We start from the raw sequence: 22,605 nt of genomic DNA, 5'->3' as shown, positions 1-22,605 counted from the left end.
GTCACCCGGGTCCCGGCCGCTCGGCGGCCGGGACCCCCTCAGCCGCGAGCGCGGACACGACCTCCGTCCGCGAGCGCACTCCGAGTTTGCGCAGGAGGGTCGCCACGTGAGTCTCGACCGTCCTGCGCGACAGGAACAGCACCTCCGCGATCTCCTTGTTGGTACGGCCCAGCGCCACCAGCCTGGCCACCTCCCGCTCCCGCGGCGACAGGACACCTTCGCTCTTGCGCCGCACGGTCGGGATGGCGACGCCGCACTCGCGCAGCGCGTGCCGGCAGCGGGCGGCGTCCCGGGTGGCCCCCAGCGCGGCGAAGCGTTCCGCGGCCTCGGCCAGCGCGGTGGCGGCGGCCGTACGGTCACCCAGGGCGAGATTGGAACCCGCTTCGGCCTCTCCGGCGCGTGCGGCGGCGTAGGGCTGCGGCATGGCGGCGTAGGCGGCGCGGGCCAGCGCGAACCTGGCGGCGGCCGCCTCGTGCCGGCCGGCGGCGGCCTCAAGGGTGCCGCGGGCCAGGTCGAGCGCGGCGGCGCTGGAGGGCGCGCGCCGGCCGACGACTCCGTCGGCGAAGCCGGCGGTCAGGTCCGCCGCCTCCTCGGCCATCCCGCCGCGCAGCAGGGCGTTGACCGCGGGGACCAGCAACTGGTCACCCCAGACCCACAGGCCCTTGCCGCGCAGCCGTTCCACCGCGCGTACCGCCTCGACCACGGCCGGGGCCTCCTCGCCGCGGGCCAGGTGCAGCTCGATGAGGCCGCCGCTGGCGGCCAGCGCGAGCGGCAGGTAGCCGGCGTGGGGTTCGTCGAGGCCGGCGGCGTGCAGGTGGGCGGCGGCCTCGGACCACTCGCCCGAGGCGAGCGCGAGGCGGCCGATGACGAAGTGCGCGTCGAGGGTCGCGACCGGGGTCTCCTCGAACTGCTCGATCGCGGTCGCCGCCCTGGCGCCCAGTCCCTCCCAGCGCCCGGTCAGCCAGGCCAGGCGCAGGTCCACCCCTTCGGCCAGGTTGGCGTGGAAGAAGGCACCGGTCTCCAGGGCGAGCGTGCGGCCCACGCGGCCGAGGTCGTCGGCCTCGCCGTACAGGCCGAGGGTGGCGGCCAGGTCGTAGAGGTTGCAGTAGGCGCGGGCGACCTGCCTGCGTACGGCGGCCGAGGGGTCGGAGGCCGGCAGGCGGGCGATGAGCTTACTCGCATCGGGGGTGCCCATCGCCATGGCCAGCGCCGCCCTGTTGCCGAGCACGGCCGCGCTCACCTCGGGGTCGTCGGTGGTCGCGACCAGTTCCTCGGCGCGGGCCATCCACTTCTCGTGCACGGCCAGGGGTTCGGTGCCCCACCAGGGCATGGCCAGACCGGCCAGGCCCCTGGCCGCCAGCGCGGGGCGGTCGTCCAGTTCCTCCACGGCGGTCAGGATCACCGGCGGCCCGGTGACCATGTCGCCCATCTGGGCGAACAGGATGAGGCCGAGGGCCAGCCTGGCCTGGCCGCGCAGGTCGCGGGAGAGCGTGTTGTCCGTGAGCACCTGCTTGAGCAGCCGGGTCACGCGGGGCACCGACAGCCCGGCCACGGCCAGGCGGCCCATGGTCAGCACCAGCGCGACGCGTTCCGAGCCGGGCAGTCCCGGGTCGGCGACCATCTCCTCGAGGAGCTGGATCGCCAGTGCCACGTCGCCGAGGGCGGCCGCCCGCTCGGCGGCGGCGGTGCCGTAGCGCAGCCAGGCGTTGGTGTCGCCGGACCTGCGGGCGTGGAAGGTGAGCTGGACCAGCGAGGGCGGGTCCTCGCCTGACAGGGCCCGCACCGCGCGCTCGTGGGCCATCCTGCGGTCGGGGCCGGGGATGGTGTCGTAGACCGCCTCCTGGGCGAGGGCGTGGCGGAAGCCGTACCGGTTGCCGGGATATTCGTGCAGGACGCCGAGGGCGAGCGCCTCAAGGAGGCCGCCCCCGTCACCGGCGACGGCGGCGAGCTGCGGCTCGCCCGAAGGCAGGCGGAGTACGGCGGCCGCCCGGACGGTGCCGAGCGCGGCGGGGGAGAGCCTGGCCAGCTGCTCGGTCATGGACTCGCGCAGCAGCAACGGCACTCCGGCGTGTTCCAGGGCCTCGGGGCTGCGGTCGTCGCCCAGCGAGCGCACGACCTCCTCGACCAGGAACGGGATGCCGGAGGTGCGTTCGTGCAGGCGGGTGGCGAAGGCGGAGGGCAGGTCGTCGCGGCCGAGCAGGCCCGCGGCCAGCGTGCCGACGTCGCGCGCGTCGAGCGGGCCGAGCGGGATGACGACGGTGGTGGCCTCGGGGGCGTGGCGGTAGGCGGAGCCGAGCGGCAGCCCGGCGGCGGGCAGGTCGCGCCTGCGGTAGGTCATGACCAGCGACAGCCCGTCCGGCGGCCGGCGGCGCAGGAACCGCAGCAGATCCTGGGTGCCGTCGTCGGCCCAGTGCAGGTCCTCGATGACCAGGACGGTCGGCCCGGCGGCGTCCAGCAGGCCGTGCACGGCGCGGAAGAGGCGGTGGCGCTCGGCGTCCGGGTCGGTGAGGGGCGCCGGCGCCACGGGTAACACGTCGCTCAGCTCGGGCAGATGGCCGCGCAGCGCACCCGTGACGGGATTGAGCTTGTCCGGGTACGGCAGGCGCCCCATCAGATCGCGTAACGCCTCGAAGACCGGCCCATAGGGGAACGGCTCGCGCAGCTGATGGCAGTGCCCGAGCAGCAGGCTGCGCCCGGACGCACGGGCGTGGACGGCCGCCGCGTGCACCAGCGTGGTCTTGCCGATGCCCGGCTCGCCCTCCACCAACGCCACGGACGGGGGAGCCGTCATCGCCTCGCGCAGCGACTGAAGCGCGGCGTCCCGCCCGACTAAACCTGGCCAATCGCGCATGAATGACTCCGAACGGCTAGGTGAATCCTCCCGGACGTTATCCACCGCAGCCACGTGGTTCAATCCCGGAACATAACTCCCGGGTTGCGATGCGATGTCAAGTGCCTTCTTCAGCGGTGGCGGCGCTTCCAGCGCACCTTGTGCGGCTTGCGGTGGTTGCCGCCGCCGCGATTCCAGCGCACCCGCTGGTGGCGGGCCTTGCGGTCGCGTCCCGCCTTGCGCTCGGCCGCCTGGGCCTCCTTCAGCCCCGGAGTGAATCCACCGCCGAAGCGTGACATATCCGGATGGGCAAAGCCATGGCTTCGTACCCCCCGCAACGCCGACTCCATCGACCGCACCCAGATCGGGCCCGGCAGCGAGGCTCCCTGGACCGAGCCGTAGTACTGGTCGCCGATCTGGACGCCGCGCAGCGGGTAGCGGTAGGAGCCCCGGATGTCGCCGACGCTGACCGCCGCCGCCAGGTCCGGGGTGTATCCGGCGAACCACGCCGAGGTGTAGCCGTTGTTGGTGCCGGTCTTGCCGGCGGCGGGCCGGCCGATGCTCTGGCCCTTCATCGTGCCCTTGCTGAACACCCCGCTGAGCACGTGGTTGACCGCGTCGGCCACGCGCCGGTCGAGCGCCTGCTCGCAGGAGGGCGGCACCGCGGTCCTGCCGGTGTCGCCGCCGGAGATCTCCAGGATGGCCTGCGGCTCGCAGTAGCGGCCCCTGGCGCCGAAGGCGGCGAACGAGGCGGCCACCGTCACCGGGTCCATCTCGTTGACGCCAAGCGTGAACGTCGGCACCTCGCGCAGCGCCGTCCCGTCGGCGCGGCTGACGCCGAGCGCCTGCGCGGTCCTGACCACGTTGCAGAGACCGACCTTCTCCTCCAGCATCATGTAGAAGATGTTGACCGACTGCCAGGTGCCGGTCTCCAGGCTGTGCGGGCCGCCCTTGCCCTCGCCGCTGGCGTTGTAGACGCGGGCGTTGCGGTCGTTGACCGCGTTGCCCCGGCAGTCGCGGTAGCCGCTCGCGGGCACCAGCGCGCCGGGCGTCTGGAAGCCCTGGCCGAACCGCCAGCCCTGCTGCAGGGCGGTGGCCAGCGTGAACGCCTTGAACGTCGAGCCCGCCTGGAAGCCCTGCCCGCCGCCGTGCATGACGTCGGCGGGGAGGTTGAAGGTGGTGTTCGGGCCGTTCTTGCGGTTGCCGGGGTTGTTGCCGAAGCGCTTGCTGGCCGCCATCGCCCTGATGCGGCCGTTGCCGGGCTCGACCATGGCCTCGGCGGCCACCTCGGTGTCCTCCGGCCGTACCTGCGCGGAGATCGCGCGCTCGGCGGCGCGCTGCGCCCTCGGGTCGAGCGCGGTGCGGATCGTCAGCCCGCCGCGGGCCATGCGCCGCTGCCGTTCGGCGGGCGTGTTGCCGAAGACCGGGCTGGAGAGCAGTTCCCGCTGCACGTACACGCAGTAGAACGGGTAGGGGCTCTGGGCGCAGCCGCCCGGCTGCGGCGCCAGCTTGATGCCGAGCCTGGCGCCTTTGGCCGCCGCGGCCTGCGGCCCGGTGATCATCCCGAGCGCGGCCATGCGGTCCAGGACGAGGTCGCGCCGCGCCTTCAGCCGCGCCTGCTGCCTGCGCCCGAGCGAGGGGTCGTTGGCGTACGGCGAGCGTACCGCCCCGGCCAGCGTGGCCGCCTGGGTGAGCGTGAGCTTGGCCGAGGAGGTGGAGAAGAAGCGCCGGGCGGCGGCCTCGACGCCGTAGGCTCCAGCGCCGAAGTAGGCGATGTTGAGGTAGCGCTCCAGGATCTCGTCCTTGCGGTACTTCTCCTCCAGCGCGAGCGCGTACCGCAGCTCGGTGATCTTCCTGGCCATGCTGGGCGCCCGTGCCCGGTCGCGCTCGACCTCGCTCTGCGCGTTCTCCACCAGGATGTTCTTCACGAGCTGCTGGGTGAGGGAGGAGCCGCCCTGCCGGATGCCGCCCGCCTGGCTGTTGGTGATCAGTGCCCGGATCGTGCCCTTGACGTCCAGGCCGCCGTGCTCGTAGAAGCGGGCGTCCTCGATGGCCACGATGGCCTGGCGCATGACCGGCGCGACCCCGGCCAGCGGCACCTCGGTCCTGTTGGCGGTGTAGAACTGCGCGAAGACCTCACCGTGCCGGTCGAGGAGCCGCGTCACCTGGGAGAGCGGCTCTTCGCGGGGGGCGGGCGGCAGGTCGGTGAAGGTCGCGGCGAGGTTCTTGGCCGTGAGCCCCGCGCCGCTGACGGCGGGCACGGCCAAGGCGGCCGTGAGCACCCCTCCGAGAGCCCCCACCACCCCCAAAGCGCCGACGGATTTGAGGACAGTCACGAAGGATGATGTACGACCTGGTGATCAGCGGCAAACGCCCGCTTCCAACTCTTTACCGGCGCCTTTGGATGTTCAATCCGAGCATCTTGAACTGCTCGAAAGGCCGGTGATATCCGCGTTCGATGTGGTGTACTCCGCGCAGCGTGGACTGCCCGTCGGCCACCGCCGCCGCCAGCACCGCGGAGAAGCCGGCGCGGATGTCGGGCAGCCGCACGTCGGCGCCCTTGAGCTGCGACACGCCCCGCACGACCGCCGAGTGCTTGGCGTTGGTGTCGTGGTAGCGGCAGGCCGGGCCGCCCAGGCACTGGTCGAACACCTCGATCTCGCAGCGCATCTCCTGCAGCGCGGGCACGTAGACCAGACGGTTCTCGAAGACGGTCTCGTGAAGCACCGACATGCCCTGGCTCTGCGTGAACAGCACCATGAGCGGCGTCTGCCAGTCGGTCATGAACCCCGGATGGGTGTCGGTCTGCACCGCCGCCGAGCGCAGGCCCTCGGGCGGGGCGGTCGCGCACAGGTACTCGTCGTTGATCTGGAACTGGGCGCCCATCCTGGCCAGCGTGGTGATCGCGGTGACCAGGCGGTCCTGCGGGCAGCCGTGCACGCGTACCTCGCCGCCGGTCACCAGCCCGGCCGCCAGGTAGGAGAAGGCCTCGATACGGTCGCCGGCCAGCCACGTCTGGGCGCCGTGCAGGCGCTCGACGCCCTCGATGACGATCCTGCGGTCGGGCGAGAGCTCGATCCTGGCGCCCATCCGCTGCAGGAACAGCGCCAGCTCCACGACCTCCGGCTCCATGGCCGCGTTCTTCAGCACGGTCTTGCCCTCGGCCAGCACCGCCGACATCAGCACCGTCTCGGTGGCGCCGACGCTCGGGTAGGGCAGCACGAGGCGGGTGCCGTTGAGCCGCTTGGCCTTGGCGTAGACGCCGCCCTCCTGGATGTCGACCTCGGCGCCCATCTGGCGCAGCGCGTCGACGTGGAAGTCGATGGGCCGCCGGCCGATCGGGTCGCCGCCGACCAGCGGCACGAACGCCTCTCCGGCCAGGTGCAGCAGCGGGCCGAGCATCAGGATGGGGATGCGGTTGAGCCCGGTGTACTCCTCCGGCACCCTCGGCCGGATCTCCGGCCCCTGCTCGATGCGGATCTCGCCGTCGTCGATCTCCACGTTGATGCCGAGGGCGCGCAGCATGGCGGCGGTGATGCCGACCTCGCCGACCTCGGGCGCGTTGCCGATCGTGCTCTCCCCGGTGCCCAGCATGGCGGCCACCATGTGCTTGGAGACACCGTTCTTGGATCCCCTGACGACGACGTCCCCCCGCAGCGGTCCGGAGGGATCGATCAGCCAGACCTCTTCATCGCTCATCCGGACATTGTCCCGCGTTACCGGAGGCGCTGGTGCGATGTCCGCCTCGGCGTGTTCGGGTAGGTACCGAGATACCATCGAGCGGTTCGGGCATAGTTGCGAGGGAGAGTGGCGTGGTACGGCATGTGCGGCCTTTCGCGGTGACCGTGCTTGTCATGGCGGTCCTGGGGGTTCTGGCCGGTCTGGCCTGGTCGTACGCGGCTCCGCGCGCGGCGATGGCGGTCACCGAGAAGGGCCCCGCGCTGGCCGACCCGTCCACGCAGGCGCTCATCGCCGCCGACGGATGGTTCGCGGCGATCACCGGCGGGCTCGGCCTGCTGTGCGGGGCCGCGGCGTGGTTTCGCAACCGGCGCGAGCAGTTGCCCGTGCTCGCCGGGCTCTGCGCCGGCGGCGTGCTGGCCTCCTTCCTCACGCTGTGGGTCGGCTCCGCCGTCACCATCGGCGTGGTCACCGTGGAGGCGGCGGCGCCCGGCCTGAAGGTGGTGCCGGGGTCGCTGGAGCTCACCGCGCGCGGGGTGCTCGTGGCCTGGCCGCTGCTGGCCGTGGCGCTGTTCGGCCTGCTCGAAGGCATGCACGGCTACCGCGACTCGGCGCTGCGCAAGCCGTACGGGATCTAGAGGGTGGGGCGGCGGGAGCCGTACCTGGTGGCCTGCTCGAAGGCGCGAGCCACGCGCAGGACGCGCGCGTCGGCGAAGGGGCGGCCGACGATCTGCACGCCGACCGGCAGCCCGTCCGGCGTGAAGCCCGCGGGGACGCTGGCGGCGGGCGCGTGCAGGACGCTGATCCAGTACGCCGAGCGCATCCACGACAGGTAGTCGGGCAGCCGGACCCCGTTGATCTCGGCGACGTACGGGTCCTCGACCGGGAAGGGCGGCACCTGGCTGACCGGGGCGAGCAGGACGTCGTAGCGATCCCAGAACGCGGTCATGCGGTGGTAGAGGCCGGTGCGCAGGCGTTCGGCGCGGGCCAGGTCGGCGCCGGTGAGCAGGCGGCCCTGTTCGGCGTTCCAGCGGGTGTTGGGGCCGAGGATGTCCAGGTCGGGGAAGGCCAGCGCGTAGTACCAGGCCCGGTAGATACGGAAGGCGTCGTCGGCGTCGGACAGGTCGAGGTCCACCCGCTCGACACGGGCGCCGAGCTCTTCCAGGATCCGCGGCGCGTTCGCGGTGACCTCGGCGGTACGCGGGTCGACGGGCAGCCCGCCCAGGTCGGGGCTCCAGGCGACCCTCATGTGTTCCACGGACTCGATGGGATCGGTGCGGAAGGGCTCGGTGACCGCGAACGGCGAGCCCGGGTGGAACCCGGAGACGACCTGCAGCATCAGCACGAGGTCGTCGACGGTCCTGGCCATGGGGCCGGGGACGGCGAGGGTGTACCAGGCCGCCTTGTCGGAGATCGCCGGCACCCGGCCGGGCGTCGGCCGCAGCCCCACCACGTTGCAGAACGAGGCCGGATTGCGCAGCGAACCGCCCATGTCCGAGCCGTCGGCCAGCGGGATCATCCCGGCGGCCAGCGCCGCGGCCGCGCCGCCGCTGGAGCCGCCCGCCGACCTGGTCAGGTCGTAGGGGTTGCGGGTGGCGCCGAAGACCTCGTTGACGGTGTGGGAGCCGGTGCCGTACTCGGGCGTGTTGGTCTTGCCGATCGTGACCGCCCCGGCCGCCTTGAGCCGCTGCACGATCAGGTCGTCCTTCTCCGGCACGTGGTCGGCGAAGGCGGGCGAGCCGTACGTGGTGCGCAGGCCCGCGGTGTCCACGAGGTCCTTGTGCGCGACGGGCAGCCCGTGCAGCGGCCCGGCGGGCGCGACGGAGTCCAGCGCCCGCGCGGTGTCCATGGCCTGCTCGGCGGCGAGCGTCACGATGGCGTTGACGCGGGGATTGACCTGTTCGATGCGGTCGAGGTGGGCCTGGAGCAGCTCCACGGCGCTGATGTCGCGGGCGCGCAGCAGCCGGGACATCTCGGTGGCCGTCAGATAGTGCAGATCCGTCACAGGGCGATCCTACGAATCCTCCCCCGGGGGGAGGCGCACCCGCCCGTCCGCCGGCATCGTCGGACCATGGTCAAGGCGCCGCTGAAACCCCGCTTCGTCGCGCTGGGCCTCGACTGTCTCGTCATCCTGGGCTGGCTCGCCGTCCTCGCGGTGGCCGCGCCGGCCTGGTCGTGACCACCGTGGACGGCGGGCGGCCGGGGCCGGGCCGGGTGCTGGCCCGCAACGCGGTCAAGCTCCTGCCCTGGCAACTCGCCCACATGGCGGTCATCCGGACGGTCCACACCTCCGGCGAGACGGGCGTGGCCGTCCTCGCGGCCCTGGTCGTCTGCTACGCGATGGTGCTGCTCACGCTGGTGCTCCTGCTCGCGCGCCGCGACCGCGCCGGCCTGCACGACCTGGCCGCCGGTACGCGCGTGGTCAGCCGGTCTTAGCGATCGGAGCTGTCGTGGCCCGGGTCAGCCCGACGAGGTTGCCCGGCGCCGTCTCGATCTGCAGCCCGCGCCGCCCGGCCGAGAAGTAGATCGTCTCGAAGCCGAGCGCCGACTCGTCCACCACGGTCGGCAACTGCCTGCGCTGCCCGAGCGGGCTGATGCCGCCCACCACGTAGCCGGTGACCCGCTCGACCTTGGCCGCGTCGGCCATCGCCGCCCGCTTGCTCCGGAGCGCCGCCGCGAACGCCTTCAGGTCCAGCTTGCCCGCCACCGGCACCACCGCCACCGCCAGCCCGCTCTCCACCTCGGCCACGAGCGTCTTGAAGATCTGCTCGTACGGCAGGCCGAGCGCGTCGGCCGCCTCCTCGCCATAGGCCTGCGCGTTCGCGTCGTGCTCGTACGGATGGAGGGTGAAGTCCGCCCCCGCCTTGGCCAGCGCCACGGTGGCCGGGGTGCCCTGACCGCCGCCTTTGCTCTTCTTGCTCACAGCACTTCATCGTACTCAGGATCTACAATGTAAAGGCGTCAGGAACGGAACGCGCGGCCCGGGGTGTGGCCGAAAACATGCCGGAAGGCGTCGATGAAGGCGCTGGCCGACGACCAGCCGCACCGGTGGGCCACGGTGGTGACCTGGAGGCCCTCCGCCAGCAGGATCAGGGCGTGGTGCAGGCGGGTCTGTGTACGCCACTGCGGGAAGGTCATGCCGAGCTCCGTGCGGCAGAGCCTGGCCAGGGTGCGGTCGCTGGTGCCCGCCGCCGCGGCCAGCTCCGGCAGCGTACGGTCGCCGGCCGGATCGGCCCGGACCATCGCGCAGACCGCGGCCAGGCGGGGGTCGCGCGGCGCGGGCAGGTGCACCGGGTGCTCGGGGGCGGGGGAGCGGCGCAGCCGGTCGAGCAGGACGGCGCGCAGCAGCGGGTCTCCCGGCTCCTCGGAGCAGGCCACGATCAGCTCGCGCAGCAGGGGCGTCACGGCCAGGACGGCGGGTCGCTCCAGGCGCAGCGGGTTCTCGGTGAAGCCGATCAGGCGCAGGTCGGTACGCCCGTAGGCACGATGCTCGTGGACGGTGCCCGCCGGGATCCACAGCGCCCTGTTGCCCGGCGCCACCCAGGTGCCCGCGCCGGTGGTGATGGAGATGACGCCCTCGTAGGGATAGGCGATCTGGTGGTCGTCGTGCCGGTGCGCGTCGATCTCGCCGCCGCCGGGCAGGGGACGGGTCCCGGTAGGGGCCTCCGGCATGTGCCGCACCATCCGGTTGTCTCCTCCGCGGCTCCTTGGCGATTTTCCGGCATATGTTGGCACTTTATCGGAAGCGCGCCACATGCCCCGGCGGCGACGATCGAGGGGTGCGGATCAACAGGATGGGCGTGCTGGCCGCCGGCCACGCCAGTGTCGACTTCTACCAGGGCGTCGTCCCGGCCATGGTGCCGTTCCTGGTGGCCGAGCGGCACTACGGCTACGTGGCCGCCTCCGGGATCGTGCTGGCCGCCACCCTCCTGTCGTCGGTCGTGCAGCCGGTGTTCGGCGCGATCGCCGACCGGTGGCGGCTGGCGTGGCTGATCCCGGTGAGCATGCTGGTGACCGGGCTCGGGGCGGGGCTGGCGGGCCCGGCCGGTTCGTACCCGCTGACGTGGCTGGCGATCGCCCTGTCCGGGCTGGGTGTGGCGGCCTACCATCCCGAGTCGGCGCGGCTGGCCAGGGCGGCCAGCCAGGGCAGCCATGTGGCGATGAGCTGGTTCTCGCTGGGCGGCAACCTCGGGTTCGCGGTGGCGCCGCTGATGGTCACGCCGTTGCTGGCCTGGGGCGGGCTGGCCGCCTCGCCGTTGCTGGTGGTGCCGGCGGTGCTGGGGTGCCTGGTCACGGTGGTGGCCATGCGGTCGGTCGGGCGGGGTGGCGGCGGGAGCCGTACCCGGGAGGGGGCGCGCGACGACTGGGCGGCCTTCGTGCGGCTGGCGCTGGTGATGGGGTTGCGGTCGGTGGGCTACATCGGGCTGAGCACGTTCGTGGCACTGTACGTGGGCGGGGGAGCGGCGGGCGCGGTCGCGCTGTTCGTGCAGTTCGCGGGTGGTGCGGCGGGGACGATCCTGGGCGGCCGCCTGGCCACCCGCCACGGGCGGGTGCGGACGCTGCGGCTCGCCTACGCCGCCGCGGTGCCCGCCGTGGCCGGGGTGGTTCTGGTGCCGGGCCCGGCCGTGTTCCTGTTCGTGGCGGCGACGGGCCTCGCCCTTTACGTCCCGTTCTCGCTGCACGTCACGCTCGGGCAGGACTACCTGCCCCGCCACGCCGGTACGGCCAGCGGCGTCACCCTGGGCCTGGCGGTCAGTGTGGGCGGCGTGGCCAGCCCGCTGATCGGCGCTTTGGCCGAGGCCACCTCGTTGCGCCTGGCGCTGGCCACGCTCATCGCGATGCCGTTGCTGGCCTGGTTCCTGTCGCGCCCCCTGAAGGAACCGGCGATCGCCCTGCCGTGAGGAGCTCCCGTCCCGCCCTTTCGGTGACGCCGCGCGCCGCTTCGACCAGCCGTGCCGATCCCGGTCATCCACGGTGCGAGTGACCTACGGCCGATCGGCTCCGTGGTGGGGCTGCGGGATGGCCGCCCGCGTGTGGTCCCAGAGAGCCGCGGGAGTGGGGCGGCGAGCCTGGCGGGGTTCTGCGGGAGGTTGGGATCCCAGCCCAGGGGAAAAGCTGGGATCCCAGGCCCCCGAGAGGTCCCAGCCCCGGAGGGTGACGGGCTGGGGCCCCGGGTTCGGCGGGGTGTCAGGCTCTGACCGGGCGGCCGGGGAAGGCCGTGGTGACGATCTCGGAGTCCCTGACCACGAAGTCGCCGGCCACGACGACGTGGACGAAACCGGTTGAGCCCCGGGCGGTGTCGGTGTAGCTGGCGCGGTCGGTGACGGTCTCCGGGTCGAAGACGGTGAGGTCGGCGTCGCAGCCCACCTGGACGCGCCCCTTGCGGCGCATCGCCGGCACGCCGGAGCCGACGACGTCGGCGGGCACCAGCGTGCAGCGCCTGATGGCCTCCTGCAGGCCGAGGACGGCGTTCTCGCGCACGAGGCGGCGTAGCGTGCGCCCGTAGGTGCCGGCCGTACGCGGGTGGGTGACGGCGTCGGGGGCCAGGGGCCAGGCGAGCGGGTCGGGCGCGCCCGAGCGCCACAGCAGCGGCACGGCGTCGGTGGCGACGGCGGCGTCGGGGAAGGCGAGCGCCCGCTGGATGTAGTCGAAGGCGGCCGGGTCGTCCTCGTCGAGGAGGTGGACGAACGCGGCGGCTCCCGGGGTGTCGCGGCGGGCGGCGCGCAGGGCCTCCTCGTCGGCCAGGCGGCCCTCGGCGCCGAGCAGGCCGATGGAGTGGGCGGTCAGCCCGCGCCGGTGCAGGATCTCGGGGGCGAGGAAGGCGGCGCCGACGCCGGTCATGCCGGCGCCGTAGGGGTAGGCCTCGGTGGTGACGCGCGAGCCCTCGGCGCGGACCTTCTCCACGAGGCCGAGCACCCGGTCCACATGCCGGATGGAGGTGCTGTTGACGTGGCAGTAGTGCATGTGGGCGCCGGTCTCGGCGGCGGCGCGCACCACTTCCTCGGCGCCGTCGATGGGCGTGGTGGGGTCCTGTTCGACGAGTTCGCGGGCGTGGGTGTAGGTCGGCAGGTTGTGGCGGGCGGCCAGCGCGGCCACGGCGAGGTATTCGGAGGGGTCGACGCGCGGGGCGTAGCCGACGAGGACGCCGATGCCGAGCGCGCCGTCGGCGAGGTCGCCTTCCAGCATGGCGAGGATGCGGTCCACGACGGGGCGGGCCGCGGGGCGCTGCCAGTCCTCGTGGCCGATGTAGGCGAGGAACTCCTCGATGTCGCCACCGGCCTCCAGCCCGAGGAGTACGGCCATGCGGGCGATGCCCCAGGAGGTGGCGAAGCCGTAGTTGAGCGGCCGGCCCTGCTGGGCGGCCTTGTGGTAGGCGGCGGCGACGGGGTAGGCGCCGGCTTCGAGTTCGAGCACGGTGGTGACGCCGTCGAGGGCCTGCAGGCGGTGCCCGGCGACGTCCATGGTGTGGCTGTGCAGGTCGATGAAGCCGGGGCAGACGACGAGGCCGCCGAGGTCGACGCGGGTCGTGCCGGTCAGCGGCGTCTGGGAGACGGCGCGGATGACGCCGCCGGTGATGCCGATGTCGCGCACGGCGTCGAGGCCGGTCTCGGGGTCGATGGCCCGGCCGTTGGCGAGGACGAGGTCGTACGCGGTCACGCGGTCTCCTTGGTGCCGAAGGTGAACTGTTCCGGGCGTTGCGGGACGATGACGGCGATCAGCGCGGCCAGCACCGTGGTGGCGATGAGCAGGCCGAAGGCGGCGGTGTAGGAGAACTTGTCGACGAGCAGGCCCATGAGGACGGGGGCGAGCACGCCGGCGACCTGGCCGCCGACGTTGACGACGCCCATGCCGGAGCCGACGACGGCGGGCGGCAGCGCGCGGAACGGCATGCCGAGCACGCCCATGGTGGACAGGCCCGCCACGCCCAGGGCGAGCGTCTGGTAGATGGTGAAGCCGATGGCCGTCTCGGCCCGCAGCATGACCACCAGCAGGAGCGCGGTGAGCAGCAGCAGCGGGATGACGAAGAGCCGGGCGCGGTCGTGGAAGTAGCGGTCGAACAGCCAGCCGCCGATGAACGTGGTCGCGCACATGACCAGGCTGGGAACGGCGCTCATGAAGCCGGTGCTGATGAGCGAGATGCCGCGTTCCTCCAGCAGGTAGCTGGGAACCCAGGTCATCATTCCGTAACCGAGCATGTTGGCGGCGCAGAAGAGCGCGGCGAACTTCCACACCGAGGCCGAGCGCAGCACGAGGGACAGGGGCACGCCCTGCCGTTCGGTGCGGTCGGAGCCGTTGAGGTGGGACGGCAGCGCGGGCGGCAGCATCTTCCACAGCATGAAGCCGATGATCACTCCGGCGAGGGCGGTGACCCAGAAGGTGTGGCGCCAGCCGAGCAGGAGGATGAGCGGGGCCACGATGAGCGGGGCCACGCCGGCGCCGAGCTGGTTGGCGGCCAGCATCGATCCGGCGGCGGTGGCGCGGCTCGCGGGGGTGGTGCGTTCGGCCATGGCCTTGAACGAGGCGCCGGGGAACAGTCCCTGGCCGACGCCGAACAACGCCCTGATGACCAGGAGCGCCGCCAGGCCCCAGGCCAGGCCGGTGAGCGCGGTGAAGATCGACCACAGCACGAGGGAGACCATGAGCTGACGGCGGGCGCCGAAGCGGTCGGCGAGGATGCCGCCGGGCACCTGGCACAGCAGGTACACCAGGGAGAAGACGGTGATGAGCCAGCCTTGCTCGGTCTTGCTGAGGTCGTATTCTGCACCGATGAACGGCAGGGCGACCGCCATCATGACGCGGTCGATGTAGTCGATCACCCACACGCCCATGAGCAGGCCGACGGTGAGCGCGGCGGTCTTGCGTACCTGCGCCGACGTCATGGTGGGGGTGGTCTCGGCGAGTCCCATGCCGTTGGTTCCTCCCGGGCCTCGAAATCGCTTTCCGTAACCCTCCGCCTCCCGCGTGCGTTTGTGCTTCGTGCTGAACCACCAAGTCGTCGGCCACGCGCTGTGCTGGCGTACAAACCGTCCGCATCGTGGACGATACGGGGATGGGCTGCTGGACTCCGTAGACTGGGAGGGTGATTTCCCGTATCGACATGCGCGGTTCCCTGCCGGAGAACCTGCGCGACGTGCTGCCCCGCGCCGAGCTCGACGTCGAGGCCGCCCTGGAGAAGGTGCGGCCCATCTGCGAGGACGTGCGCCATCGTGGGGCGGCAGCCGTACGGGAGCTGACCGCCAGGTTCGACGGTGTCGAGATCGCCTCCACACGCGTGGCGAAGGAGGAGATCGACCGGGCCCTGGCCGAGCTCGACCCGAGGGTGCGGGCGGCGCTGGAGGAGTCGATCAGGCGGGCCAGGAAGGTCCACCGCGACCAGCGGCGCACCGACACCACCACCGAGGTGGTCCCGGGCGGCACGGTCACCGAGCGCTGGGTGCCGGTCGACCGGGTGGGGCTCTACGTGCCGGGCGGCCGGGCGGTCTATCCGTCGAGCGTGGTCATGAACGTGGTTCCCGCGCAGGAGGCCGGGGTCGCCTCGCTGGCGGTCACCAGCCCGGCGCAGCGTGACTTCGGCGGGCTGCCGCACCCGACGATCCTGGCGGCCTGCGCGCTGCTGGGCGTCGACGAGGTCTACAACGTGGGCGGCGCGCAGGCGGTGGCGATGTTCGCGTACGGCACCGAGGAGTGCGCGCCCGCGACGATGGTCACCGGTCCGGGCAACATCTGGGTGGCGGCGGCCAAGCGGCTGCTGAAGGGCCGCATCGGCATCGACTCCGAGGCCGGCCCGACCGAGATCGCGATCCTGGCCGACTCCACGGCCGACCCGGTGCACGTGGCCGCCGACCTGATCAGCCAGGCCGAGCACGACGTGATCGCCGCCGCCGTGCTGGTCACCGACAGCGTCGAGCTGGCCGAGGCGGTGGAGAAGGAGCTGCCGGGCCAGGTCGAGGCGACCAAGCACAGCGAGCGCATCGCCGAGGCGCTGGGCGGCCGGCAGTCGGGCATCGTGCTGGTGTCGGACGTCGAGGCCGGGCTGAAGGTGGTCGACGCCTACGCGGCCGAGCACCTGGAGATCCACACCGCCGACGCCGCCGCGGTGGCGGCGCGGGTGCGCAACGCGGGTGCCGTCTTCGTGGGCACGTACGCGCCGGTCTCGCTGGGCGACTACCTGGCCGGGTCCAACCACGTGCTGCCGACCGGCGGCTGCGCCTGTCACTCCAGTGGGCTGTCGGTGCAGTCGTTCCTGCGCGGCATCCACGTGGTCGACTACACCAGGCAGGCGCTGGCGGGCGCCGCCGCGCACGTGTCGGTGCTGGCCGACGCCGAAGACCTGCCCGCACACGGCGCGGCGGTCCGCGCCCGTTTCGACTGGGAAGTGCCTAACCCGTGAGGCTGGAAGACCTGCCGCTGCGCGACGATCTCCGGGGCAAGACGCCGTACGGCGCGCCCCAGATCGACGTCCCGATCCGGCTCAACACCAACGAGAACCCCTATTCGCCCTCCAAGGCCCTGGTCGACGACCTGGCCGAGGAGGTGCGCAGGAGCGCCTCGACCCTCAACCGCTACCCCGACCGCGACGCCGTGGAGCTGCGCGCGGAGCTGGCCGCGTACCTCGGCCACGGGCTGGGCGGCGAGCAGGTGTGGGCGGCCAACGGCTCCAACGAGGTGCTCCAGCAGATCCTGCAGGCGTTCGGCGGCCACGGCCGCAGCGCGCTGGGCTTCGAGCCGTCCTACTCGATGCACCCGATCATCACCTCGGGCACGAGCACGGAGTGGGTCGACGGGTCGCGTGAGGAGGACTTCACGCTCGATCCGGGCAAGGCGGTGGCCGCGATCGAGGAGCACCGGCCCGACATCGTGTTCCTGACCTCGCCGAACAACCCGACGGGCACCTCGCTGCCGCTGGCCACGATCCGGGCGGTGCTGGAGGCGGCGCCGGGCATGGTGGTCGTGGACGAGGCCTACGCCGAGTTCGCCCGGGAGGGCACGGCGTCGGCGCTGACGCTGCTGCCGGAGTTTCCCCGGCTGATCGTGACGCGGACGATGTCGAAGGCGTTCGCGATGGCCGGGACGCGGGTCGGGTATCTGGCCGCGCATCCGGTGGTGGTGCAGGCGTTGCTGCTGGTCCGCCTGCCGTACCACCTGTCGACGCTGACGCAGGCGGCGGCGCGTACGGCGCTGCGCCACCGCGAGGAGTTGCTCGGCGGCGTGGCGGCGCTGCGGCGCGAGCGTGATGCCACGGTGGAATGGCTGCGCGGACAGGGGTTGACGGTCGCCGATTCGGACGCCAATTTCGTGTTGTTCGGACGGTTCGCAAATCGTGAGGCGGTGTGGCGAGGGCTCCTGGAGCGGGGAGTGCTCATCCGCGAGGTCGGGCCACCGGAGTGGCTGCGGGTCTCGATCGGCACCGGCGAGGAGATGGCGGCGTTCCGCGCCGCTCTGGAGGGAGTTCTGTGAGCCGTATCGGCCGCGTGGAGAGGGCCACCAAGGAGACGACGGTGCTGGTCGAGGTGGACCTCGACGGCACGGGTCAGGTCGAGGTGTCCACCGGGGTGGGCTTCTACGATCACATGCTCAACCAGCTGGGCAAGCACGGGTTGTTCGACCTGACCGTCAAGACCGAGGGCGACCTCCACATCGACTCCCACCACACGATGGAGGACACGGCGCTGGCCCTGGGCGCGGCGTTCCGGCAGGCGTTGGGCGACAAGTCGGGCATCCGGCGGTTCGGTAACGCGTCGTGCCCGCTGGACGAGGCGCTGGCCAACGTCACGGTCGACCTGTCCGGCCGGCCGTACCTGGTGCACTCCGAGCCGGAGGGCATGGCGCCGATGATCGGCCCCGCGTACGACACGACGATGACCCGGCACATCCTGGAGTCGTTCGTGGCGCAGGCGGCGATCTGCCTGCACGTGCACGTCCCCTACGGCCGCAACGCCCACCACATCGTGGAGGCGCAGTTCAAGGCCCTGGCCCGCGCGCTGCGCGCGGCGAGCGAGCGCGACCCGCGCGCCAGCGGGGTGCCGTCCACCAAGGGCGTCCTATGAGCGAGAACATGATCGCCTATGCGATGGTGTTCATCGGGCTGTTCCTGTTCGGCGGCGTGTTCTCGCTGGTCAAACAGGGGCTGAAGCTCGGTGCGGTGTTCTGCGCCCTCGGCGGCGTCATGGCGATCACGGCGGGGGTGCTGTGGTGGTGAGCAGGAACGTCGTGGTGCTCGACTACGGCTCGGGCAACCTGCGCTCCGCCGAGCGCGCGCTGGCCAGGACCGGCGCCCAGGTGACGGTGACCGCCGACTACGACACGGCGCTGAACGCCGAAGGGCTGGTCGTGCCCGGTGTGGGCGCGTTCGCGGCGTGCATGGCCGGGCTCAAGGGCGTGCGCGGCGACGAGATCGTCGGGCGCAGGCTCGCCGGCGGCCGTCCGGTGCTGGGCATCTGCGTCGGCATGCAGGTGCTGTTCGCGCGGGGCGTCGAGCACGGCGTGGAGACCGACGGCTGCGGAGAGTGGCCGGGCACCGTCGAGCGGCTGGAGGCTCCGGTGCTGCCGCACATGGGCTGGAACACCGTCAAGGTGCCCGACGGCAGCGTGCTGTTCGCCGGGATCGAGGAGGAGCGCTTCTACTTCGTGCACTCCTACGGCGTACGCGAGTGGGAACTGGTGCCCGGCGACGGCTTCGGCCACCCGCTGGTCACCTGGGCCGAGCACGGCGTGCCGTTCGTGGCCGCCGTGGAGAACGGGCCGCTCATGGCCGCCCAGTTCCACCCGGAGAAGTCCGGGGACGCGGGAGCCGTCCTGCTGAAGAACTGGGTCGGCACCCTGTGAACACGCGGTGAGCAAGGAACGTGCGCGGCGGCGCGCCGTGCGCGAGGCCGAGCGCGCACAGGCGATGCGGCGCAACGAGGTGCGGCAGGCGCGTGCGGCGCGCCGCCGTGCTCGCCTCGGCCGGCTGGTTCCCCGGCCGGTGCGCTTCGCCCGCCAGGGCGGGCTGCTGGCCCGCCGCCACCGCGTCCAGAACGCCGTCGTGGTCGGCGTCTTCCTGCTCGTGCAACTGCTGGTGTGGCTGATCTGGCGGGCGCCGGCGGTGAGCTTCGGGGTGCTCGTCTTCTCGGTGTTGTTCGTCCCTGTCTTCGTGACCCTTGCCTTCAACCGGAGGATCTGAATGTCGCTTGTGTTGCTCCCGGCCGTGGACGTGGTGGACGGCCAGGCCGTACGCCTGGTCCAGGGTGAGGCGGGAACCGAAACCGGCTACGGCGACCCGCTCGCCGCCGCGCTGGCCTGGCAGGAGGCGGGCGCGGAGTGGATCCACCTGGTGGATCTCGACGCCGCCTTCGGCCGGGGCAGCAACCACGCGCAGATCGCCGAGGTCATCGCCCGGCTGGAGGTGAACGTGGAGCTGTCCGGCGGCATCCGCGACGACGACTCGCTGACGGCGGCGCTGGCCACCGGCTGCCGCCGGGTCAACATCGGCACCGCCGCGCTGGAGAACCCGGAGTGGTGCCGGAAGATCATCGCCGAGCACGGCGACAAGATCGCGGTCGGCCTTGACGTGCGCGGCACCACGATCGCCACGCGGGGCTGGACGCACGAGGCCGGCGACCTGTGGCAGACGCTCGAACGGCTGGAGGCCGACGGCTGCCCGCGTTACGTGGTCACCGACGTGACCAAGGACGGCACGCTGCGCGGTCCGAACCTGGAGCTGCTGCGCGAGTTCTGCTCGCGCACCGAGCGGCCGGTCGTGGCCAGCGGCGGCGTCTCCAGCCTCGATGACCTGGTGGCGTTGTCCGGCCTGGTGGCGCAGGGTCTGGAGGGCGCCATCGTGGGCAGGGCGCTCTACGCTCGGGCGTTCACGCTGGAGAACGCGCTGGATGCGGTCCGCGTTTAGTTCGTTGGGAGGGGGCGTGATGGGCAGCGTGAGCATGGAAAGAACCGGGACGAGGGTGTTCTCGGGCGGAGTCTGGGAGGAGCGTTACGGCTACGCGAGAGCCGTCGTCGTAGGCGACCGGGTGGTCGTCTCCGGCTGCACGGCCACTGTCGACGGCGAGGTCCAGCACGTCGGCGATCCCTACTGGCAGAGCATGACGGCGATGGGCATCGCCCTGGAGGCGGTCGAGGCGGGTGGGCTGACCCGTGACGACGTCGTCATGGTCCGGTACTACGTGGTCGAGCACCGCCACTTCGACCAGGTCGGATCCGCGATCGCCGAGGTGTTCGGCCGGGTGCGGCCGGCGTGCACGGGCGTGCGGGTGGCCGGTCTGGTCGATCCGCGGATGCTCGTCGAGATCGAGATCGAGGCGCAGAGAGCATGACGGTCGCGGTACGAGTCATCCCGTGTCTGGACGTGGACGCGGGACGCGTGGTCAAGGGCGTCAACTTCGAGAACCTGCGCGACGCGGGCGACCCTGTCGAGCTGGCGCGGCGCTATGACGCCGAGGGCGCCGACGAGCTCACCTTCCTCGACATCACCGCCTCGTCGGGCGAGCGGGAGACGATGCTCGACGTGGTCCGCAGGACCGCCGAGCAGGTGTTCATCCCGCTGACCGTGGGCGGCGGCATCCGCGCGGTCGAGGACGTCAACCGGCTGCTGCGGGCGGGCGCGGACAAGGTGTCGCTGAACACCGCCGCGATCGCCCGTCCCGAACTGCTGACGGAGTGCTCGCGCCGCTTCGGCGCGCAGTGCGTGGTGCTGTCGGTGGACGCGCGGCGTGCTCCCGGTACGGCCAGCGGCTTCGAGGTCACCACCCACGGCGGCCGCAAGGGCACCGGGATAGACGCCGTCGAGTGGGCGGCCCGCGGCGAGGAACTGGGCGTGGGCGAGATCCTGCTCAACTCGATGGACGGCGACGGCACCCTGGACGGCTACGACCTGGAGATGATCCGGGCCGTGCGAGCCGCGGTCCGGGTCCCGGTGATCGCCAGCGGCGGCGCGGGCCGGCTGGAGCACTTCCCGCCGGCGGTCGCGGAGGGCGCCGACGCGGTGCTGGCGGCCTCGGTGTTCCACTTCGGCACGCTGAAGATCTCCGAGGTCAAGGACACTCTGCGGACGGCGGGATACCCCGTCCGGGGATAAAGGGCGGTATGACCGCTGACAATCCGGTGGTGGCGGCGTTCGTCGCCGCCATCAACGAAGGCGACAGGGCGGCGTTCGAGGCGCTTCTGGCCCCGGACGCCACCATGTCCGACGACGGCTCCGACCGCGATCTCGGCCAGTGGACCGAGCGGGAGATCTTCTCGGCCGGAGGCCGTTTCACCGTCGAGTCGCAGGAGCCGGACGGGCTGTCGATGCTCGCCCGGTTCCGCAACGACACGTGGGGCGAGATGAAGACCCGCTGGCGTTTCGTCCTCACCCCGGACGGCTCGAAGATCCAGCGCTTCGAGACCGGTCAGGCCTAGAGCGCGCGCGGGTCCCGGAGACGCGCCCGCGGCTGAAGACGCGTGCGGCGCTAGAAGGCTCGCATGTGGTTGTAGAGCTCGAAGGCGGCGTCGTGTTCGCCGAACGCCGCCGCCTCCGAGCGCTTGACCGCCAGGTACGCGCGGGCGCGCAGCTCGCCCAGGGCGGCCATCAGCACCTCGTCGGCCTCCAGCGCGTCCAGCGCCTCTGTCAGCGTGGCGGGCAGGCGCGGGTAGCGGCCCGGCTCGGTGTCGGGGTCGACGGTGACCGGCTCGCCCGGGTCGAGCTCGCGGCGGATGCCGTCCAGCCCGGCGTGGATGACCGCGCCCAGCGACAGGTACGGATTGGCCGAGGAGTCCGAGGGCTTCAGCTCCAGGTTGGTCTCGCCGCCGGCGCCGAGCGGGGAGCACACGCGGACCGCCGCCTCGCGGTTGTCCGGGCCGTGGACGGCGTAGCCGCTGGACCACATGCGCGGGCCCAGGCGGCGGAAGCTGTTGACGCTGCCGCAGGTGAGCGCGGTCAGGGCGGGCAGATGGGCGAGCAGGCCGCCGACGAACCAGCCGCGCACGTCGTCGTCGGCGAAGAGGTTGCGGCCCTCGCGCCACAGCGACAGGTGCAGGTGGGCGCCGTTTCCGGCCTGTTCGACCAGGGGCTTCGGGGCCAGCGAGGCCCACATGCCCATGCGCACGGCCACGCCGCGCACGGTCTCGCGGTAGATGACGTGGTTGTCGGCCGCGCGGAGGGCGGGAGCGTGGCGTACGGACAGTTCTTGCTGGCCGGGGCCGAGTTCCGGGTGGTAGTGCTCGACCTGGAGCCCCTGCTTCTCGAGGGCGTGGACCAGGGTCATCGTGTAGTCGTGGGCGGTGTCGAAGCCGGTGGCGGCGTAGCAGAGCGTGTCGTCGAGGGGGACGAGCCGGTCGGGTCCGCCGTCGGCGTCGGGCCGGCGGTGGCCGAGCGTGAACTCCGGCTCGAAGGCGGCCACCAGCGTGTAGCCCGCACGGTCGAGGGTGGCCACGGCGTCCTTGAGAAAGGTGCGCGGGCAGGCGTCCCACGGACTGCCGTCGGCCTGGCGCAGGTCCGCCATCATCGCGGCGGCGCCGGGCGCGTAGGGGAGCGGCACGAAGGTCGCGGGGTCAGGCACGAGCCTGACCTCGCCGACGGGTCCCAGCTGCTCGACCTCCTGGAGCTGGTCGAGCATGTTCATCGCCATCATGGCCACCGTGTGCCCGATCCCCGTCTCCAGCCGTTCGGCCAGCAGTGACCGCGACGCCGCCTTGCCACGGATGACACCGCCGTGGTCGGCGTAGAGGAACCGGATCAGCTCGATCCCATCGATCTCCGCGCGTTCCAGAATGCGGTTGACGGCGGGATCAGGCTGATGGACCCTGGTGACGCTCTGACGATCTTCCATCCTGTCTGCGTAGCACGAACCGGCAGCTCAAGGAAGCGACTTCCGCAGACGAAGACGTTCCTCAGTTCAGAACGTTGGTAAAGAACACGGCCAGTTGGTTCGCTCCATTGACGATTCCGTCGAACACGCCGTTCACGGCGGCGGCGGCTTGGGCCGGCCGGGTGAACAAGTAGAAGATCACGAACGCCACCGCGACGTATGTGACCACCTTCTTGACCTGCATGGGGGGCCTCCTGCAGTCCATTCCCAGCCGTATATACCCGGATCTGGGCGATCACTGGCATCTTCTGTGAA

At 72.1% G+C, this 22,605-nt stretch carries 23 protein-coding genes; 13 read left to right on the top strand and 10 right to left on the bottom strand.

From position 1 onward, the window contains the following. Position 1: 1 nt before the first annotated feature. The 3 genes from ACFWY5_RS06540 to murA all read right to left on the bottom strand — a co-directional run bounded on the left by ACFWY5_RS06540 (position 2) and on the right by murA (position 6,529). On the bottom strand, positions 2-2,851 hold the full coding sequence (locus tag ACFWY5_RS06540) for an ATP-binding protein (protein WP_379630722.1): 2,850 nt from the start codon (positions 2,849-2,851) through the stop codon (positions 2-4). Between the two features lie 110 nt (positions 2,852-2,961). Further along, positions 2,962-5,166 (bottom strand): transglycosylase domain-containing protein, encoded by a 2,205-nt coding sequence (locus tag ACFWY5_RS06535; protein ID WP_379630721.1) that lies wholly within the window; start codon positions 5,164-5,166, stop codon positions 2,962-2,964. 52 nt (positions 5,167-5,218) lie between these two features. Then, positions 5,219-6,529 carry a UDP-N-acetylglucosamine 1-carboxyvinyltransferase gene (murA, locus tag ACFWY5_RS06530; RefSeq protein WP_379630720.1) on the bottom strand — a complete coding sequence of 437 codons (1,311 nt, stop codon included), beginning with the start codon at positions 6,527-6,529 and terminating at the stop codon, positions 5,219-5,221. A 140-nt stretch (positions 6,530-6,669) separates the two neighbouring features. On the opposite strand from murA, the gene ACFWY5_RS06525 reads away from it, so the two are divergent. After that, positions 6,670-7,146 (top strand): hypothetical protein, encoded by a 477-nt coding sequence (locus ACFWY5_RS06525; protein WP_379624029.1) that lies wholly within the window; start codon positions 6,670-6,672, stop codon positions 7,144-7,146. Here the strand turns inward: ACFWY5_RS06525 and ACFWY5_RS06520 are convergent. Next, entirely contained in the window at positions 7,143-8,513 is a 1,371-nt protein-coding gene (locus tag ACFWY5_RS06520; protein ID WP_379630719.1) for an amidase, read from the bottom strand. The two genes, ACFWY5_RS06525 and ACFWY5_RS06520, sit on opposite strands and share 4 nt — an antisense overlap. A 170-nt stretch (positions 8,514-8,683) precedes the next feature. Here ACFWY5_RS06520 and ACFWY5_RS06515 point away from each other — a divergent pair, with 170 nt between their 5' ends. Continuing rightward, a complete protein-coding gene (locus ACFWY5_RS06515; RefSeq protein WP_379630718.1) occupies positions 8,684-8,944 on the top strand; it encodes an RDD family protein in 261 nt (86 codons plus the stop codon). Here ACFWY5_RS06515 and ybaK read toward each other — a convergent pair. Together ybaK and ACFWY5_RS06505 are read right to left on the bottom strand one after the other, a co-directional pair. Continuing rightward, positions 8,931-9,431: a Cys-tRNA(Pro) deacylase gene (ybaK, locus tag ACFWY5_RS06510; RefSeq protein WP_379630717.1), complete on the bottom strand. Its 501-nt coding sequence runs from the start codon at positions 9,429-9,431 to the stop codon at positions 8,931-8,933. The genes ACFWY5_RS06515 and ybaK overlap by 14 nt on opposite strands. Before the next feature lie 38 nt (positions 9,432-9,469). Then, positions 9,470-10,180 carry an AraC family transcriptional regulator gene (locus ACFWY5_RS06505; protein WP_379630716.1) on the bottom strand — a complete coding sequence of 237 codons (711 nt, stop codon included), beginning with the start codon at positions 10,178-10,180 and terminating at the stop codon, positions 9,470-9,472. A gap of 107 nt (positions 10,181-10,287) precedes the next feature. Here ACFWY5_RS06505 and ACFWY5_RS06500 point away from each other — a divergent pair, with 107 nt between their 5' ends. Continuing rightward, on the top strand, positions 10,288-11,409 hold the full coding sequence (locus tag ACFWY5_RS06500) for an MFS transporter (protein WP_379624039.1): 1,122 nt from the start codon (positions 10,288-10,290) through the stop codon (positions 11,407-11,409). 286 nt (positions 11,410-11,695) lie between these two features. Here ACFWY5_RS06500 and ACFWY5_RS06495 read toward each other — a convergent pair whose 3' ends face one another. Both ACFWY5_RS06495 and ACFWY5_RS06490 read right to left on the bottom strand, forming a co-directional pair. Further along, positions 11,696-13,165 (bottom strand): amidohydrolase family protein, encoded by a 1,470-nt coding sequence (locus ACFWY5_RS06495; RefSeq protein ID WP_379624041.1) that lies wholly within the window; start codon positions 13,163-13,165, stop codon positions 11,696-11,698. Beyond that, a complete protein-coding gene (locus tag ACFWY5_RS06490; protein ID WP_379624043.1) occupies positions 13,162-14,415 on the bottom strand; it encodes an MFS transporter in 1,254 nt (417 codons plus the stop codon). Before ACFWY5_RS06490 ends, ACFWY5_RS06495 begins: the two co-directional genes overlap by 4 nt. Positions 14,416-14,588: 173 nt before the next feature. Between ACFWY5_RS06490 and hisD the strand changes: the two genes are divergently transcribed. The 10 genes from hisD to ACFWY5_RS06440 are packed head-to-tail and all read left to right on the top strand — an operon-like array spanning position 14,589 to position 20,902. Beyond that, positions 14,589-15,899, top strand: a complete 1,311-nt coding sequence (gene hisD, locus ACFWY5_RS06485) for a histidinol dehydrogenase (protein WP_379630715.1) — start codon at positions 14,589-14,591, stop codon at positions 15,897-15,899. Further along, the gene (locus ACFWY5_RS06480; protein WP_379630714.1) at positions 15,896-16,966 is read left to right on the top strand and encodes a histidinol-phosphate transaminase; all 1,071 of its coding nucleotides are present in this window, start codon (positions 15,896-15,898) and stop codon (positions 16,964-16,966) included. Before hisD ends, ACFWY5_RS06480 begins: the two co-directional genes overlap by 4 nt. Then, positions 16,963-17,556, top strand: coding sequence for an imidazoleglycerol-phosphate dehydratase HisB (gene hisB / locus ACFWY5_RS06475; protein WP_379624049.1), 594 nt, complete (start codon positions 16,963-16,965; stop codon positions 17,554-17,556). The genes ACFWY5_RS06480 and hisB overlap by 4 nt, the downstream gene beginning before the upstream one ends. Beyond that, complete coding sequence (locus ACFWY5_RS06470; protein WP_379624051.1) at positions 17,553-17,708, top strand: hypothetical protein; 156 nt, start codon at positions 17,553-17,555, stop codon at positions 17,706-17,708. Before hisB ends, ACFWY5_RS06470 begins: the two co-directional genes overlap by 4 nt. Then, a complete protein-coding gene (gene hisH, locus ACFWY5_RS06465; RefSeq protein ID WP_379624053.1) occupies positions 17,705-18,334 on the top strand; it encodes an imidazole glycerol phosphate synthase subunit HisH in 630 nt (209 codons plus the stop codon). The genes ACFWY5_RS06470 and hisH overlap by 4 nt, the downstream gene beginning before the upstream one ends. A gap of 7 nt (positions 18,335-18,341) precedes the next feature. Then, on the top strand, positions 18,342-18,671 hold the full coding sequence (locus ACFWY5_RS06460; RefSeq protein WP_379624055.1) for a hypothetical protein: 330 nt from the start codon (positions 18,342-18,344) through the stop codon (positions 18,669-18,671). Then, a complete protein-coding gene (priA, locus tag ACFWY5_RS06455) occupies positions 18,672-19,394 on the top strand; it encodes a bifunctional 1-(5-phosphoribosyl)-5-((5-phosphoribosylamino)methylideneamino)imidazole-4-carboxamide isomerase/phosphoribosylanthranilate isomerase PriA (protein WP_379630713.1) in 723 nt (240 codons plus the stop codon). A gap of 34 nt (positions 19,395-19,428) precedes the next feature. Next, complete coding sequence (locus ACFWY5_RS06450) at positions 19,429-19,818, top strand: Rid family hydrolase (protein WP_379624109.1); 390 nt, start codon at positions 19,429-19,431, stop codon at positions 19,816-19,818. Beyond that, positions 19,815-20,579 (top strand): imidazole glycerol phosphate synthase subunit HisF, encoded by a 765-nt coding sequence (gene hisF, locus ACFWY5_RS06445; protein ID WP_379624059.1) that lies wholly within the window; start codon positions 19,815-19,817, stop codon positions 20,577-20,579. The genes ACFWY5_RS06450 and hisF overlap by 4 nt, the downstream gene beginning before the upstream one ends. 8 nt (positions 20,580-20,587) lie before the next feature. Next, complete coding sequence (locus ACFWY5_RS06440; RefSeq protein WP_379624061.1) at positions 20,588-20,902, top strand: nuclear transport factor 2 family protein; 315 nt, start codon at positions 20,588-20,590, stop codon at positions 20,900-20,902. A 50-nt stretch (positions 20,903-20,952) separates the two neighbouring features. On the opposite strand, the gene ACFWY5_RS06435 is transcribed toward ACFWY5_RS06440, so the two are convergent. Further along, positions 20,953-22,311 (bottom strand): glutamine synthetase family protein, encoded by a 1,359-nt coding sequence (locus ACFWY5_RS06435; protein WP_379630712.1) that lies wholly within the window; start codon positions 22,309-22,311, stop codon positions 20,953-20,955. Between the two features lie 61 nt (positions 22,312-22,372). After that, positions 22,373-22,534: a hypothetical protein gene (locus ACFWY5_RS06430; RefSeq protein ID WP_184960810.1), complete on the bottom strand. Its 162-nt coding sequence runs from the start codon at positions 22,532-22,534 to the stop codon at positions 22,373-22,375. Positions 22,535-22,605 lie beyond the last annotated feature (71 nt).

Origin of the sequence: Nonomuraea sp. NPDC059007 (assembly GCF_042740555.1) — a bacterium.
In the GTDB taxonomy this organism is placed as follows: domain Bacteria; phylum Actinomycetota; class Actinomycetes; order Streptosporangiales; family Streptosporangiaceae; genus Nonomuraea.
Note: the sequence above shows the minus strand (reverse complement) of the source record. Positions and strands in the feature narration are given on the sequence as shown.

What these genes read in the sequence shown, in the direction of transcription:
- ACFWY5_RS06540 (WP_379630722.1), bottom strand. Translation starts at nt 2,851, where the DNA reads ATGCGCGATTGGCCAGGTTTAGTCGGGCGGGACGCCGCGCTTCAGTCG.
- murA (WP_379630720.1), bottom strand. Translation starts at nt 6,529, where the DNA reads ATGAGCGATGAAGAGGTCTGGCTGATCGATCCCTCCGGACCGCTGCGG.
- ACFWY5_RS06505 (WP_379630716.1), bottom strand. Translation starts at nt 10,180, where the DNA reads ATGCCGGAGGCCCCTACCGGGACCCGTCCCCTGCCCGGCGGCGGCGAG.
- ACFWY5_RS06490 (WP_379624043.1), bottom strand. Translation starts at nt 14,415, where the DNA reads ATGGGACTCGCCGAGACCACCCCCACCATGACGTCGGCGCAGGTACGC.
- ACFWY5_RS06470 (WP_379624051.1), top strand. Translation starts at nt 17,553, where the DNA reads ATGAGCGAGAACATGATCGCCTATGCGATGGTGTTCATCGGGCTGTTC.
- priA (WP_379630713.1), top strand. Translation starts at nt 18,672, where the DNA reads ATGTCGCTTGTGTTGCTCCCGGCCGTGGACGTGGTGGACGGCCAGGCC.
- ACFWY5_RS06450 (WP_379624109.1), top strand. Translation starts at nt 19,429, where the DNA reads ATGGAAAGAACCGGGACGAGGGTGTTCTCGGGCGGAGTCTGGGAGGAG.
- hisF (WP_379624059.1), top strand. Translation starts at nt 19,815, where the DNA reads ATGACGGTCGCGGTACGAGTCATCCCGTGTCTGGACGTGGACGCGGGA.
- ACFWY5_RS06440 (WP_379624061.1), top strand. Translation starts at nt 20,588, where the DNA reads ATGACCGCTGACAATCCGGTGGTGGCGGCGTTCGTCGCCGCCATCAAC.
- ACFWY5_RS06435 (WP_379630712.1), bottom strand. Translation starts at nt 22,311, where the DNA reads ATGGAAGATCGTCAGAGCGTCACCAGGGTCCATCAGCCTGATCCCGCC.
- ACFWY5_RS06430 (WP_184960810.1), bottom strand. Translation starts at nt 22,534, where the DNA reads ATGCAGGTCAAGAAGGTGGTCACATACGTCGCGGTGGCGTTCGTGATC.